This window comes from Flavobacterium sp. (genome assembly GCF_027484205.1).
Classification (GTDB): Bacteria; Bacteroidota; Bacteroidia; order Flavobacteriales; family Flavobacteriaceae; genus Flavobacterium.
In genome coordinates this window covers 26803-42363 of record NZ_JAIXUB010000007.1, presented here as the reverse complement: position 1 = coordinate 42363, position 15561 = coordinate 26803, and the positions used below count along the sequence as shown (strand labels likewise).

10 protein-coding genes and 1 pseudogene are annotated in these 15561 nt (G+C 30.0%); 7 read left to right on the top strand and 4 right to left on the bottom strand.

What is annotated here, in order from left to right; genetic code table 11:
* A partial coding sequence (locus Q0049_RS02630) for a DUF11 domain-containing protein (RefSeq protein WP_298116272.1) occupies positions 1-2941 on the bottom strand: 2941 nt, incomplete at its 3' end.
* 477 nt (positions 2942-3418) lie between these two features.
* Here Q0049_RS02630 and Q0049_RS02625 point away from each other — a divergent pair.
* From Q0049_RS02625 to Q0049_RS02595, 7 genes and pseudogenes are all read left to right on the top strand, one after another.
* A complete protein-coding gene (locus tag Q0049_RS02625) occupies positions 3419-3901 on the top strand; it encodes a histidine phosphatase family protein (protein ID WP_298116269.1) in 483 nt (160 codons plus the stop codon).
* A gap of 2 nt (positions 3902-3903) precedes the next feature.
* Complete coding sequence (gene ppk1 / locus Q0049_RS02620; protein ID WP_298116268.1) at positions 3904-6024, top strand: polyphosphate kinase 1; 2121 nt, start codon at positions 3904-3906, stop codon at positions 6022-6024.
* Between the two features lie 4 nt (positions 6025-6028).
* Entirely contained in the window at positions 6029-6919 is an 891-nt protein-coding gene (locus Q0049_RS02615) for an exopolyphosphatase (RefSeq protein ID WP_298116265.1), read from the top strand.
* 664 nt (positions 6920-7583) lie between these two features.
* Complete coding sequence (locus tag Q0049_RS02610) at positions 7584-9167, top strand: hypothetical protein (RefSeq protein ID WP_298116263.1); 1584 nt, start codon at positions 7584-7586, stop codon at positions 9165-9167.
* An 11-nt stretch (positions 9168-9178) separates the two neighbouring features.
* On the top strand, positions 9179-9721 hold the full coding sequence (locus Q0049_RS02605) for a hypothetical protein (protein WP_298116261.1): 543 nt from the start codon (positions 9179-9181) through the stop codon (positions 9719-9721).
* 106 nt (positions 9722-9827) lie between these two features.
* Positions 9828-10043 (top strand): annotated as a pseudogene (locus Q0049_RS02600) (exopolyphosphatase); the annotation flags it as partial.
* Positions 10044-10056: 13 nt separating this feature from the next.
* The gene (locus Q0049_RS02595) at positions 10057-11064 is read left to right on the top strand and encodes a proline iminopeptidase-family hydrolase (protein ID WP_298116259.1); all 1008 of its coding nucleotides are present in this window, start codon (positions 10057-10059) and stop codon (positions 11062-11064) included.
* 50 nt (positions 11065-11114) lie between these two features.
* Here the strand turns inward: Q0049_RS02595 and pheT are convergent, their stop codons facing one another.
* The 3 genes from pheT to Q0049_RS02580 all read right to left on the bottom strand — a co-directional run bounded on the left by pheT (position 11115) and on the right by Q0049_RS02580 (position 15544).
* On the bottom strand, positions 11115-13535 hold the full coding sequence (gene pheT, locus Q0049_RS02590; protein ID WP_298116257.1) for a phenylalanine--tRNA ligase subunit beta: 2421 nt from the start codon (positions 13533-13535) through the stop codon (positions 11115-11117).
* 109 nt (positions 13536-13644) lie between these two features.
* Complete coding sequence (locus Q0049_RS02585) at positions 13645-14568, bottom strand: hypothetical protein (protein ID WP_298116255.1); 924 nt, start codon at positions 14566-14568, stop codon at positions 13645-13647.
* Between the two features lie 112 nt (positions 14569-14680).
* Entirely contained in the window at positions 14681-15544 is an 864-nt protein-coding gene (locus Q0049_RS02580; RefSeq protein ID WP_298116253.1) for a bestrophin family protein, read from the bottom strand.
* Positions 15545-15561: the final 17 nt, after the last annotated feature.

Here is a 15561-nt window from a genome sequence, read left to right as displayed (position 1 = left end):
TAATTGGAGCCACACCAACAGGTACAGTTACAATAGCATTATCACAATTAGAAGGATTAAGAACTTCACATATTCTATAAGTAAGTGTATAAGTTCCAGCAGGCGTACCTGGAGCAACGTTTACAGCTCCAGTTAGAGGATTAACAGAAATACCAGAATTAGAACTACTAATTTGAGTAATTGTTACAGTTGATAATGTTGCAACACTTCCATTTAAGAAGTCATTTGCTAAAACATTTGCAACCGATACTCCACCTGTATAACCATTAACTAAAACACCAAAATCATCTCTAGCATCAATTGGAGCATTAAGAGGTAGTGGGTTTATTGAAGATGTATTGTTAGCTGGATTTGGATCAACCTCATAAATAAATACTGTAGCAGTATTGTTATAATTGTTATTATTACTAGTAGGATTTACGGTTGCAACAATGGATAATGTTGCAGAAGAACCTGTAGTCAAGCCTCCAGTAATTGTCCATACTCCAGTTGTAGAATTATAAGTACCAATACTAGGTGTGGCACTTACAAATGTATAAGCACCAGTTGGTAATAAATCATTAGCGGTAAAAGTTCCCAAAGTATTGCTTGGTCCATTATTAGTAACTAATAAATTAAAAGTTACATTGGTTCCAATAATTGGGTTCAAAGGTGTAGCAGTTTTTACAATTGCTAAATCTATAATTGGATTAGGAACTCTTGTAACTGACGAGCAATTATTTGTATTATTAGATTCAAGTTGCGTTCCTGAAATACATGCCGTATTTGTATAATCTGCTAAAGTTGAATAATTTGGATTCGCTACAGCAGTTACAACAAGATTAGCAGTTGCGCCACTTGCAAGGTTACCAATATTCCAGTTAGGATTTGTCCATGTTCCAGTTGAAGGTGTTGCACTCGAAAGAGTAAAACCTACAGGTAATGCGTCTGTAACTACTACATTTGTTGCATTACTCGGACCATTATTTGTAGCTGTTATTGTAAATGTTACCGTACTATTAACACTAAAATTTAATGGACTAATACTTTTTAACACAGTTAAATCAGTAACAGGTACAGGTGTTGTACTAACTGATGAACAATCATTACCAGATACAGGATCTGTATTGTCACCATTAATACATGCCGTATTAAGATATGGTCCACTTGCATTTACAGTAGCAGTTATTGTTAATGTAGCTGAAGCTCCACTTGCAAAATTTCCAATAGTCCAGTTTGGATTTGACCAAGTACCAGTGCTTGCAACAGGTGTTCCAACTAATGTATAACCCGCAGGTAATACATCGTTTACAACAACATTTGTATCATTACTTCCTCCTAAATTTGATGCTGTAATTGTAAACGTTACTTGACTTCCTACATTTGGAGTAGCATTATTTACCGTTTTTACGACTCTCAAATCAGAACAACCTTTAAAAATAGTTGTTGTTACACTAGAGGAGCTTAATCCCCAACCATAGGTATTTAAAACACGAACATTTCCATAATCATTACAAGTTATTCCATCAGTTTCATTTGTTCCAACAGCAGGAGCAGGAATAGTTTGTGACGCATTAGAGTTTCCACTCCATGCTCTAGCAGGACTTGGTGTTCCTGTAATTGTATTGTTGATACCAGAACCAGTTAAATTATTTTCTTGAGTTGAACCATCAGTAGCACATGTTGTTCCTACATTTGTAAGTTGGGTATCATCCCAATACATTTGTGAATTTGCTATTGCAACTGGTGCTATTGATTGTACATTAAATCCATTCTTATTTAATTCAGCATCATGGAGTGGCATATTATATCTTCCTGCTAAATAAAATAGTGTTAAAGTCATACTTGAACCATCAGCTACTGGATTACCTAAGCCATCTAAACCATCCCAAGAAAGAGTATTATTACCAGCTAAAACTCCAAAGGCTTCAATTAATCTATCCGATGAACCTAATTGAAATCCTGGTACGCCATTCAAATCGATAACTAATCTAACATCACCTGGTTGCGAAATGTTATAACCAATATTATATGGACCACAACCAGAAATCGCAGGATTTAAAAAGGTTGGAGGTGATGGAATTGCCGCAGTTGGATAAAGAGTACTATCAGGTAAATTTAAGAATATCTTAAAACCATTTGCAAGTGCTGGTGCTGTTAATGAATTTATGGATCGTCTAGTGATATTAAATGCACCAACAGGATTTACCCCGTAACTATTTACAGCTAAATTGTATGCAATTGGTTGAAAACCTGGTCGGAAATCAATAAATAATACAACTTGATCAGCAGTGTAAACATAAAAATTAGGTTCAGAACTTGCAGTTACTAAATTTCCATAGTTTGTATCAACAGCAACTAAACCCCATTTATCAGAGTGTACACGACCATTTCTTCTAACTCCAGCTGTAGTTGCAACTGTCATATCAAAAAGTGCTGCAACAGCTCTATCAGCGTTTGTAGTTAATGGTGTAACACCACCATCATTACTTCTGTAAATTTCAATCCAATGTTCCCCAGTTACAGTTGGGTTAAAAGTTAAAGGAGAATAACCCGTCGTAACGGATCCAATATTTGGACCAATTAGTGCTCTAGCATGCGTGTCAATACTTCCTGCAGAACCCAAAGTACTATTCCACAATGCTGTTACAGCCACAGTTCCATCAGGTCTTCTAATTCTATAGTAGACATTATTTAATCTTGGAACTGCACCAACAGCATATTGTCTAAAGTCGAAACCAAAGTACAATCTCTCAGTTGCTGCATTTGCAATGTTGAAATAAATTCTATTGTCTTCACTACAGTTGTAGAATGAACCACTCTGTAAATCAGGTGCACTTAATACCGCAGTTATGTTTGCAGCATTAGGCGAAAGTGTTGGAGTACCTTCGGCAAATGATTTTGAAGTAAATAAAATTGTAATCAATGAAAGGATAAACGAATACTTGTTTATTGTTTTCATAAGCTGGGTTTTAGGCATAAATTGTATCATGCTATATTTATTTTTTGTTTGGGTTTCATTGTTAAAAAAGTTATTAACAATGAGGCAAAATTTTACACGGTCCAAAAATAGTTTCAAATATTTCAATTTTACTATTTTATCTATGAATTACATTAAAACTCGATAAAATGTCATTTTTTAATCAAAAATCTTTGTAATCCCTTATTATTACTAACTTTTTTACATTATTGTTGTAGATTTTGTTCTACTTTTTTTGTGCTTTTTTTTATATTTTTGTATCATAAAAGATGATTTTTTGGATTCATCAATTATTTGTCGAAATTAGAAAGCATTTTTATTATACACAAGAAAATAATCGATAAAGTGCAAAAAATAACGGATAAATGGTTTAAAATACAATATTTAACTTAAAATTTCTTACAATAATTATTTGTTTTATTCAATTATTTGTATTGTTAATAACTAAAAAGTGAAATGATGAAAAAAATAATACTCATACGACACGCTAAAGCATCATTGGAATATTATCTAAATGATTTTGATAGACCACTATTAGAAGTTGGAATAGATAAATCCATTAAAGTTGCCCATAAATCAAAATTATTTATCGACCATGATTCATTAATTATATCAAGTAGTTCAAAAAGAACTTCTGAAACTGCAAAAATATTTTTAGAACATTGGAATATTGACATCACAAAAGCTACTTTTTTGAAAAGTCTCTACACTTTTGATGTTAATCAACTTGAACAAATTGTTAAATCTTCTTCAAATAGTTATAATAATCTTATTCTTTTTGGTCATAATAGCGCAATTACAGATTTTGTTAATAAATTTGGAGATATTTTTATTGATAATGTTCCTACATCTGGATTTGTATCAATTATATTTGAAACAACAAGTTGGGACGATATTAATAGAGGTAAAACCAATAAAATTATTTTTCCACGTGATATTTAATTATGAGTTTAGAAAAAAATTACAACTACATAGATAGAGAAAAAAGTTGGCTAGCATTCAATGCTCGTGTATTACAAGAGGCAGCAGATGAGTCAGTTCCATTATTAGATAGATTGAGGTTTTTAGGAATCTTTTCAAATAATTTAGATGAATTTTTTAGAGTTCGTTTTGCAGCAATAAGAAGGTTAAGTCTTTCGGGTAAAACAGGAGAGAAAGTACTTGGTGGTATTTCAGCGCAACAGCTTGTAAAAGATATTACCGATATAGTAATTAAACAACAATCTGAAAGTTTAAAGGTTTTAAGTATCATTGAAAAGCAGCTTGAAAAAGAAAATATCATTATTGTTGATGAAAATGAACTTTCTCAAGAACATCAAAATTTTGTTCACGATTTTTTTATCAATAATGTTAGTCCTGAATTAGTTACCATTATTCTTAATGATTTAGATGAGTTTCCACTTCTAAAAGATACTGCCGGATATTTAGCAGTTAAATTAGTAATGAAACCTGATTCTAAATCTAAAGTTTTAGGATTAGTAAAACCTAAAAAAGAAATTCGTTATGCTCTCATTGAATTGCCAAAAAATATTAATCGAATTGTAGTACTTCCTGCTGTTGGAGAGAAAAAGTATATTATGCTTTTAGATGATGTAATTCGTTATAATTTAAATAGTATTTTTAATATTTTCGATTATGAAAAAATTGCAGCACACATGATTAAAATTACTCGTGATGCTCAATTAGATATTGATAGTGACATGAGTAAGAGTATGTTACAAAAAATTGCAACTTCCGTTAAAGATAGAAGAATAGGTGAACCAGTTCGCTTTGTTTATGATAAAACCATCGATAAAGATACACTTGCTTTTTTCTTAAATAGAATGAAAATTGAATCTACTGATAGTATAATTCCTGGAGGAAGATACCACAATAGAAGAGATTATATGAATTTTCCAAGTCTTGGAAGATTTGATTTGCTTTACCAGCAAAAAAGTCCGCTTCCTGTAAAAGGTCTTTCGCTAGAAGGAAGTATTTTAAGTAAAATTAATCAAAAAGATTATCTAATTTTTGCACCTTATCAATCCTACGCATACTTGATTAAGTTTTTGCGTGAAGCTGCTTTAGATCCAAAAGTTACTTCGATTAAAATTACACTTTATCGTTTAGCAAAAAACTCTCAAATCATTAGTTCTCTTATCAATGCAGCAAAAAATGGAAAACGAGTTGTTGTCCAAATTGAGTTGCAAGCTCGTTTTGATGAAGCAAATAATATTTCTTATGCCGAGCAAATGCAGCAAGAAGGAATTGAACTTATCTTTGGAATTAAAGGTTTGAAAGTACATAGTAAAATTTGTGTTATCGATAGACTTGAAGAAGGAAAAACCAAACGATATGGATTTATTTCAACGGGAAATTTCAACGAAACAACAGCAAAATTCTATACTGATGTAACTTTGTTGACGGCACATCCTCAAATTTTGAAAGATATTTCTAAAATATTTGAATTCTTTGATATTAATTATAGATTACATCGTTATAAACATTTAATTGTTTCTCCTCATTATTCACGTTCAAAATTTTATAAATTAATTGATAGAGAAATTTTAAATGCTCAAGTTGGAAAATCGGCTTATATTGACTTGAAAATGAATAGTTTATCTGATTTTGAAATGATTGATAAATTGTACGATGCAAGTAACGCTGGAGTGAAAATTAGATTGCAAATTAGAGGTATTTGTTCCTTAATTCCTGGTGTAAAAGGAATGAGTGAAAACATTCAAGCCATCAGTTGTGTTGATAATTATCTGGAACATTCCAGAGTATTTATTTTTGGTAATGAAAATAATCCTGAAGTGTTTATTTCATCTGCCGATTTTATGACTAGAAACCTTGATGGTAGAGTAGAAGTAACATGTCCAATATATCAAGATGACATCAAAAAACAACTAATCGATACTTTTGAAATAAGCTGGAAAGGAAATGTAAAATCAAGATTACATTCAGATAAATTAGACAATAAATATAGAGGAAGAAAAGAAAACGAAACTATTTTTAGAGCGCAACACGAAATCTATAATTATTACAAAAAACAACAAGAAGAGGAAATAAATAACAAGTTTTAATTAAATGATTTCAATAAAAAAATATGCAGCAATTGATATTGGTTCTAATGCCATGAGATTGCTGATAACTAATATTGTAGAACAAGAAGGAAAGGAAACGCAGTTTAATAAATCGGCATTAATTCGTGTGCCTATTCGTCTTGGTCAAGATGCCTTTACCGTTGGTGAAATTTCAGAAGAAAATATAAATCGAATGGTAGATGCCATGGAAGCTTTTCGCCTTTTAATGAAAGTTTATAAAGTTGAAAAATATAAAGCTTGTGCCACTTCAGCAATGCGTGAAGCTTATAATGGTAAAGAAGTTACTGATATTATAAAACAAAAATCTGAAATTGATATCGATATAATTGATGGAAAAGTTGAAGCCGCAATTATTGCTTCTTCAGATTTGAATAGTTTTCTCGCTTCAGATAAAACCTATTTATATGTAGATGTTGGTGGTGGAAGTACTGAATTTTCTTTGTTTTCTGAAGGAAAAATGATTGCATCAAAATCATTTAAAAATGGAACAGTTCGTTTGCTTAATAATATGGTAAATGATATCGTTTGGCAAGAAATTGAAAAATGGATTAAAACTAATTGTGAACCTTTTGATAATATTGCGCTAATTGGTTCGGGTGGAAACATCAATAAAATCCATAAATTATCAGAGAAACATCAAGACAAACCTCTTTCATTTTTATATTTGAATTCGCAATATCAATATTTGAATTCTTTAACTTATGAACAACGAATTGCCGAATTAGGTTTAAATACTGATAGAGCAGACGTTATTATTCATGCCATGAGAATATATTTAAGTGCTATGAAGTGGAGTGGAGCACGACAAATTTATGTACCAAAAATTGGACTTTCTGATGGAATTGTAAAAGCAATGTATTATAATAGAATTTAATTGTTTAGTCGTATTTTAATACGTTCCAACATACTTTTACCACGTTAGGTAACGTATATTAATACGTTCCGTGCTACTTTTAATACGTTCCGAACCTATAATTATACGTTCTTGACCACATTTAATACGCTACCTTACGTATAAAAATACGTTACCAGCCACTTTTAATACGTACAGACACGCATTAAAACCACCTCAAGACGTATTAAAATACGTTTTTTTTAAGTCCTGCATTCAAAATAGTGTTACTTTCAAAAAAACTATTATATTTGAATATAAATACTAATAAAATGATACCATAAGATAAATTTAAATTAAATACAATATTATAGCGTTTCGCTTTACAATTCCTTTCAGAGAATACGACCATATTTAAAGTAGTAAGGGAAAAGTAATTTAGAAATGTCTGCGTTAAGCGCAGGCGTTCTATTTGCTTTTACTACTGCCTTTGGTCGGGCTCTCTGGAAAGTATAATTTGAATGTCCTGCGCTGTTGTTTTATAAATACGCAGACTATGAAAATTGACCAACGACTAAAAGTTAGAAAAAAAATCCCTCCATAATTTGTTGTTCTTTAATGACTTTGAAAAAAAAGTTACAACACGTTCCAACCTTTTTATAAAAAAGGTACTCATATATAATTATAAACCTTAAACAACAAGATTATGAATCAAAAATTAAAAAATGTAAAACACTTTTTATACATTTGTATAACAGTTTTACTACTAAACAGTTGCACAGAAGAGAAAGAATTTATTGAAAATGCTAACACTGAAAATCAATTAATACTTAAAACAGTAAATTTAAAAACACTAACAAATAAACCTTTAGATATTGTAAAATTTCAAAGAAAAATTGAAGCTAGAAACAAGGCAAAAACAGAGAACAGACTTGTTTATGATTCTGTAAATAATTTTTATATTGACGAAGATTTTGCAAAATACATTGAATATAACGGCAAAATATCTTATACGATACCTATAAAAAGACATAGTTCAGAAAAAATAGAGAATATTTTATTAAACGAAAAAGAAAGCGGAAGTTATGATATTTATTTAGTTAAATATGATTTTACACCTGAAGAGTTAAAACAATTATCTTTAGCTGAAATAAATCAAAAACAGCCAATTTATATTTTATCTGAGTTTGATGAAAACGGTTTAATGTCTGCAAAAATAGCGAACCCAATGGATAATATTATTTGTACAACTTCCTATACTTGGCAATATGCTAGCGAACCACAAGGTGGTCAATCAACTCTAGCTCCTCTATGGTCTTGGCAATTAATTGCAAGCGGTTCGTCTTGTTATACTTATTATGATGATTCATATAGTACAGGAGGAACTATGTCAACATCAGGAGGAGAAAACAATTCAAATAACACAGGATTTTCAGGGCAAAGCGGAGCAGGAACGGGTTCATCAACAACAAGTAACACAAATACTGTTTATACAATGCCTCAACCGTTTGTTGATATTGAAGATGATGATCATACAGATGACATTTATTTTGAAACAATGATTGATAGTGTGTTAACAAATACTAATTTAGGACCTTGCAGTACTACAATTGTTAATAATTTTTTAAATGGATCTATACCTACAAGCAAAAAATTAACTAAAATTTTGGATAGATTAAATTTAAAAACAGGACCACAAACAGGTTATACTTTTGAAATTAAAACGGACGTGTTGACAGGCACTGATTTTGGTTCAACTTATAATAGAGTTGATCCATTAACAAATCTTAATATTCCATTTAATTATTTAGTCATAATTGATTCAAATTTTAATCAAAATGGTACACGAATTGCAAAAGCTAATGTAATAGTTCATGAATTAATTCATGCTTATATTTTGAGTTTAATTGATGATAATTCTTTACAGCTTGCACCTTATCTTGAACCAAGTGCAGATTTAACTAATTTATCAATTATTTTTAACGCTATTGAACGAAAAAAATATGGTTTGAATCCTAACTATTTTCAACATAATGAAATGGCACAATCCTTTATTTCTGTAATTGCAGAAGCAATAAAAATTATTGATGGAGGCACGCAACCAAATCAATATTATCAAGATTTAGCTTGGGGTGGTTTAACAGATACAGGGGCATTCCTTACGTTACATCCTGTTGGAACTGCAAGCTATCAAAGAATAAAATACACTATACTATCTGAAAATACTAACACACCATATCCAACAGCTTTAGCAGGAACAATAACACCAAAAAGTACACCATGTCCATAGTAAATAAAATAATGTCTTTAATCTTTATTGCTTTAATTACATCATGCAATACTCATAAAAAAAATATCATTAATGATATAAATAATAATGATGATTATAAAATTATTAATCTACTTTTTAATAAATATTCTGACACTGTATTTTATAATGATGCTAAAACTTTATTTATTGTCTATGAAGATTCTATGATGTTAAACAATCGATTTAGAACCACTAAAGAAGATAAACAAAAAAACGTTGATGAAGTTTTTTATAAATATATTGATAAAAATAAAATTCAAAATAAAAAATTTGTTGTTGTATCAAATGATGAATATAATTATAAAATAGATTATCCAAAAACACCATTCAATTCTAAACCTGATAAACATAAATTTGTTATAAAAGAATTATATTACAATGACACTAAAACTGAAGCGTTTCTAAATTATTGTGAAGTTGTTTACACGCCTATTTATGGAACTGTATGGAATAATACATGCTATGAGATGAGATATAAAAAGGAAAATGGAAAATGGATAGAATTAGGAAACTTCAATAGAAAACTAAATTAGTCTAAAAGCGATTTCAATAAAAAGTAATCGCTTTTTCAAAAAAATAGAAAATTATATCTAAATGAAGCACAAAATATCCATAATAAAAATAATTTCGACACTAGTTTTATACTTAAATTCACAATATCAATATTTAAATTCTTTGACTTATGAACAACGAATTGCCGAATTAGGTTTAAATACTGATAGAGCAGACGTTATTATTCATGCCATGCGAATATATTTAAGTGCTATGAAGTGGAGTGGAGCTCGACAAATTTATGTACCAAAAATTGGACTTTCTGATGGAATTGTAAAAGCAATGTATTATAATAGAATTTAAAAATAAATTTGATATGAAAGCTAGTCATTTATTCAGCTATTTTACTCTCTTTTTTTTGTTGATTTCTTGTAAAAATGAAGTCAAACAAAACGATTATTTTAATGCGACTTCGGAAGATAATATCAAAGTTGGCGGTGTAAAAATGGTTACTATTGATACACCAAAAGGGAAGTTTAAAGTTTGGACAAAACGCATTGGTAACAATCCTAAAATTAAGCTGTTATTGTTAACTGGTGGACCAGGACTTTCACACGAATATTTAGAATGTGTAGAAAGTTTTCTTCCAAAAGAAGGAATTGAATTTATCTATTATGACCAACTTGGAACTGGTTTTTCAGAAAATCCTAATGATACTACAATGTGGGATTTACCTCGTTATGTTGAAGAAGTGGAGCAAGTTCGTAAAGCTTTAAATCTTGATAAAGACAATTTCTTTTTGTTAGGACATTCTTGGGGTGGAATTCTAGGAATGCAATATGCTTTAAAATATCAATCAAATATGAAAGGATTGATAGTTTCTAATATGATGGCTAGTTGTCCAAAATATGGAGAATATTCTAAAGTTTTAGAAAAACAAATGAATCCAGAAGTTTTAAAAGTGATTAAAGATTTAGAAGCAAAAAAAGATTACTCAAATCCAAAATATATGGATTTGTTAATGAATAATTTTTATAACCAGCACATTCTTAGAAAACCTGTAAACGAATGGCCAGAACCTGTAAATCGTGCTATGGGAAAAATAAATTCATCACTTTATATTACAATGCAAGGTCCAAGCGAATTAGGAATTTCGGGAAAATTAACAAATTGGGATGTTTCAAGTCAATTACCTTCTGTTACTATTCCTACTTTAGTCATTGGAGCAAAATACGATACAATGGATCCAGAATACATGAAATGGATGTCCACTCAATTTAAAAAAGGAACTTATCTTTACTGTAGTAATGGAAGTCATATGTGTATGTATGACGATCAAGAAACTTATTTTAAAGGACTAATTGACTTCTTGAAAAAGGAATAAAAAAAATCCCGATTTTTATAAAATCGGGATTTTTTTTAATTATTTAATTTCTATCTTAAACTTGCACCAAGTTCTGTTTCAAAATTGTGTTGTAATTTACTCATGATTTTGTCAATTTGAACATCAGTTAATGTTTTTGTTGCATCTTGAATAGTGAAACTTACAGCATACGATTTTTTTCCTTCAGGCAAGTTTTTACCTTCATAAACATCAAATAAATTAATGTCTTTCAATAATGATTTTTCAGTTTGACGCGCTACATTATATATAGAGTCAAAAGTCACAGCAGTATCAACTAGTAAAGCAAAATCTCTTCTCACTTCTGGATATTTTGGAATAGCTGTAAACTTAATTTTATTTGATAATAATTTGATTACCAAATCCCAATTAAACTCAGCATAAAAGACTTCTTGCTTGATGTCAAAATGTTTCAAAATCGATTTTTTAACCGTTCCAAGTTCTACTAAAACATCATTACCCATTCCTATAGCGACACCTTCTGCAAAGAAGTCACTTTTTACTGGCAGATTTGTAGTTTTGTCAAATCCCAATCTTGATAAAATTGAATTTACATATCCTTTAAATAAAAAGAAATCGGTTGGTTTTTGAGCGCTAGTCCAACTCTCATTACTTCTGTTTCCGGTAATAAACAAAGTCAAATGTTTCTTTTCATTATATCCTGAAAGTAATTTTCTATAACTTTTTCCGAATTCAAATAATTTTAAATCACTGTTTCTTCGGTTTATATTGTATGATATTGCTTCTAATCCTGAAAATAATAAGGATTGACGCATTGTTGATAAATCATTGCTTAAAGGATTTAACATTGTTACATTATATTCTTCTTTTAACATTTCTGAAAGTTGAGTATATTCAGGCGTAGTCAATGAATTTGCCATCATTTCATGAAATCCAAAAGAGTTCAATTGAGCAGCAACAATATTTTGTACTTTATAATCTTCAGTTCGAGATGATTTTGCAACCGTTGCATTTAATTTTTTAGAAAAGCTGATGTTGTTATATCCATAAACTCTTAAAATTTCTTCAATAACATCTACTTCTCTTTGAACATCAACTCTGTATGATGGAATGATTAATCCTAAACCAGCATCGGATGAATTATTTACTTTAATATCTAAAGAAGCAACAATTTTTTTGATGGTTTCCTTTGGAAGTTCTTGTCCAATTAACTTGAATGCTTTTTCATAATTCAAGAAAACAGTAAAATCTTCAATTTTCTTTGGATAAATATCAATAACATCCGAAGTAATTTCGCCTCCAGCAACTTCCTGAATCAATAATGCGGCACGTTTCAATGCATATTCAGTTATTGAAGGATCAATTCCTCTCTCAAAACGGAACGATGCGTCAGTACTCAAAGTGTGACGTTTTGCCGTTTTTCTAATCGTTACCGGATTGAAATAAGCACTTTCTAAAAATATTGCCGTTGTGTTTTCTGTTACTCCAGAATTTTTTCCGCCAAAAACTCCTGCCAAACACATTGGTCCTTTATCGTCACAAATCAATAAATCTTCTTCATGTAAAGTTCTTTCTACATCATCAAGTGTGACAAATTTTGTTCCTGCTTCAACTGTTTTTACAGTAACTTTTCCGTTAATTTTTGAGGCATCAAAAGCATGAAGTGGTTGACCTAATTCATGTAAAACATAATTAGTAACATCAATTACATTATTTTTAGGAGTTAACCCAATTGCTTTTAATCTATTTTGTAACCAACTTGGAGATGGTTTTATAGTAATTCCCGAAATAGTAACACCACAATATCTTGGAGCTAAAGTAGCATCTTTTACATCAACATCAATTTTTAATATACGTTTGTCAACTTTAAATTTTGAAACCGAAGGTGTAATTAATTCTAATGAAGCATTTTTTTGAATTAATGCAGCACGTAAATCACGAGCAACACCCATATGTGACATAGCATCGGCGCGATTTGGAGTTAAACCAATTTCAAAAACTTCATCATTTTCAATATTGAACACCTTTGCAGCTGGAGTTCCAGGAACTAAACTTGAATCAAGAATCATAATTCCATCGTGACTAGTTCCAAGACCAAGTTCGTCTTCTGCACAAATCATTCCGTGGCTTTCTTGTCCGCGAATTTTTCCTTTCTTGATTTCAAATTCGTTTCCGTCTTTGTCAAAAAGTTTTGTTCCAATAGTTGCTACAGGAACTTTTTGACCAGCATCAACATTACTTGCACCACATACAATTTGAACAGGAGTTCCATTGCCTAAATCAACCGTTGTAATTTTTAAACGATCAGCATCAGGATGTTTTTCGCATGTTAACACATGTCCAACAACAACTCCTTCTAAACCACCTTTTACCGATTGATATTTTTCAACTATTTCAACTTCAAGTCCTAAATCGGTTAGCATTTCTGAAACTTGTTCTGAACTTGAATCGATTTTTAAAAACTGTTTAATCCAATTGTATGAAATTCGCATTGTATCTTATTATTTTGAGCGTGCAAATATAGGTAATATTCAATTATTTTCAAGTATCAAATTCTGATAAATGAAGTAATTTAAACTATAAAATGATGAAAAGTAGTTTTTAGTTTGGTAAAACCATAAAACTAGTATTATCAGGATTGAAAATGTGAAAGAAGGAATTAAAATCAGTATTTGAAATTAAAACACCATCAAGTGGAAATTTTGTAATTTCCGAGTTAACCATCACATCACTATCTTTTTCAATAAGTTTTATCTTTAATAAAGAAGGATATACTTTTTTATAAACTAAGCTATAAATATTTTCCGAAGGATTGTTAAGGTATATTTGAACTACAGAATTTGTTTTATCAACATTATCAAGGATTACGGCAAAATCTTTATTACCGTCATTATTGAAATCGCCATAAATTAAACTGTTATTAAAACGTTCTGTATCTTCTGCAAACTTATATTCTATATTATCAATAAATAAATTACTTTCAATAGTTGACTTAATTGCTGATTCAATTTTAATAGGTTCAATTTTCTTTTCCTTTGGTTTGTAATTCTGAAATTCTTCCTTCTGAATAATGTCGTCTTCATGAATATAGCCAACTGGTTTTTCCGAAAGTAAAACAGGTTCTTTAGCATAAATAGCTATGAATTTTCCACGTTTTTCTCTTTCTAATAGTGTTTCGTCGATATCTTCAACGTCACTTTCTTCATCAAGATTTTTAGTATATACTTTTGTTCCAAATTTCAATTTGTATATTGAATTATACATTGCTTTATTTGGAGTTCTTCTCACGTCAGCATCTTCTGTTATGACATAATTTTCTTTAGCACAAAATCCAAATTTTGCTAACGTGTCATCTTTTACATCAGCGTTGTAATATTCGTAGTCGTCCTCTGTTAGAACTCTTCCATTAGCATCAGTTCTAACTTCTTTTTTTATGAAAATGAAATATATTAAAATCCCAACAAGAATAGTTGATACTATTATTATTGGCTTCTTAAATTTAGAAATAAAATTCAGTACTTTCATAAGTGCAAAATTACTCTTTTATGTTAAAGTTTCACTATATGATTTGTAGTAGTTCATCTACAATTAGATAGATTTAAAAAGCTAATATACTAAAAAATGTTAAAATCAATGATTACAGTAATTCTTCAACATGTTTTTTAATATTTGAGGCAATTTTTGCTGTTGGTAAATCATTTGCATCACCACCAAATGGATCTTCAATTTCTTCAGCAATTAACTCTAAACTTGCTAACACATAGAAAATAAAAATGACAACAGGAATGGTATAATATCCTAAACTAAATACATAACCAAAGGGTAAAGTCATTACATAAAAGAATATGAATTTCTTTATAAAAGCACTGTAAGAATAGGGAATAGGTGTGTTTTTAATTCGTTCGCAAGCGCCACAAACATCTGTAAAAGACTGTAATTCAGAATTAATAATTATCAATTGATCGCCAGAAATTTTTCCAGATTGATGTAAGTCATTAATTTTTTTAAACAACATTCTAGCCACTTGATTTGGACGATGCTTGTGATGGTCAATTTCTAAATCTAATCCTTCAAAAAGCATTTGTGTTACCTCTTCATTACTTAAATGTTTTTGCAAAACAGAAGCATAGCCAGGAATCATTCGCTTAAAATAATTTCGGTCATTTTCATCTTTTAAAATTGCAGAAAGTTTAATTGCCAAATTCCTTGAATTATTAACTAATGAACCCCATAGTTTTCGTCCTTCCCACCAACGGTCATAAGCTGTGTTGGTTCTGTAAGCAAGTAATAACGAAATTACAAAACCTAACATTCCATGCATTATTGTAATATTTTTTACGTGACTATCATCGGATAATTTCCAATACTCTATTTCTAAATAACCAATGATTCCCGAATAAATTCCAATAAAAATCATCATCGGAAGTAATTGTCGAAACGTATCCGATTTGTGAAATCTGAAAATAAAAGTTAACCAGTCTTTTGGGTTGTATTGTACCATTTGTGTAGTTTAAAAAG

Excerpts from the sequence above, each read along its gene's own strand:
- Q0049_RS02625 (WP_298116269.1), top strand. The coding sequence starts at position 3,419 with ATGAAAAAAATAATACTCATACGACACGCTAAAGCATCATTGGAATAT.
- ppk1 (WP_298116268.1), top strand. The coding sequence starts at position 3,904 with ATGAGTTTAGAAAAAAATTACAACTACATAGATAGAGAAAAAAGTTGG.
- Q0049_RS02615 (WP_298116265.1), top strand. The coding sequence starts at position 6,029 with ATGATTTCAATAAAAAAATATGCAGCAATTGATATTGGTTCTAATGCC.
- Q0049_RS02610 (WP_298116263.1), top strand. The coding sequence starts at position 7,584 with ATGAATCAAAAATTAAAAAATGTAAAACACTTTTTATACATTTGTATA.
- Q0049_RS02605 (WP_298116261.1), top strand. The coding sequence starts at position 9,179 with ATGTCTTTAATCTTTATTGCTTTAATTACATCATGCAATACTCATAAA.
- Q0049_RS02595 (WP_298116259.1), top strand. The coding sequence starts at position 10,057 with ATGAAAGCTAGTCATTTATTCAGCTATTTTACTCTCTTTTTTTTGTTG.
- pheT (WP_298116257.1), bottom strand. The coding sequence starts at position 13,535 with ATGCGAATTTCATACAATTGGATTAAACAGTTTTTAAAAATCGATTCA.
- Q0049_RS02585 (WP_298116255.1), bottom strand. The coding sequence starts at position 14,568 with ATGAAAGTACTGAATTTTATTTCTAAATTTAAGAAGCCAATAATAATA.
- Q0049_RS02580 (WP_298116253.1), bottom strand. The coding sequence starts at position 15,544 with ATGGTACAATACAACCCAAAAGACTGGTTAACTTTTATTTTCAGATTT.